1 protein-coding gene is annotated in these 548 nt (G+C 68.6%); it reads left to right on the top strand.

Annotated features, from left to right (window positions below):
- A partial coding sequence (locus WF331_RS29190) for an Ig-like domain-containing protein (RefSeq protein ID WP_340623574.1) occupies positions 1 to 548 on the top strand: 548 nt, incomplete at both ends.

Genomic DNA, 548 nt, shown 5'->3' with positions numbered 1-548 from the left:
TGGCCGGCAGCCAACTGAGCGGCCGTGGCGAAGCCGGCACCACCGTGCAGGTGCGTGACGCCGCAGGCAACATCCTCGCGACGGGTACCGTTGGCGCGGATGGCACCTTCGTCATCGCCCTGGCCCCTGCCGTGAACGACGGCAGCACCCTGCAAGTCACCCTGACCGATGCCGCCGGTAATGTTTCCCAGCCGGGCTCGGTGACCTCAGCCGACCTGCTGCCGCCTGCTCAACCGACTGAACTGGCCCTGGCCGACGGCGTGACCTTCACCGGTCGCGGCGAGCCGGGCGCCACCGTCCAGGTGCGTGATGCCGCAGGCACTCTCATCGGCACTGGCACTGTTGGCGCCGATGGCCTGTTCAGCTTGACCCTGAACCCTGCGCAGGCCAATGGCGAAGCCTTGGACGTGCGTCTGGTGGATGCCGCAGGCAACACCTCGGCACCGCTGCAGTTCGATGCCCCGGATATCACGCCACCTGGCGCCGTGAGCAATATCGTGGTCGGCGCTGATGGCCTGGCACTGAGCGGCCGTGGTGAGCCGGGTGCC

Source organism: Pseudomonas sp. YNh (assembly GCF_037993085.1).
Classification (GTDB): Bacteria; Pseudomonadota; Gammaproteobacteria; order Pseudomonadales; family Pseudomonadaceae; genus Aquipseudomonas; species Aquipseudomonas putida.
The sequence above is the reverse complement of the archived record's forward strand: the minus strand, read 5'-3'. Positions and strand labels throughout refer to the sequence as shown.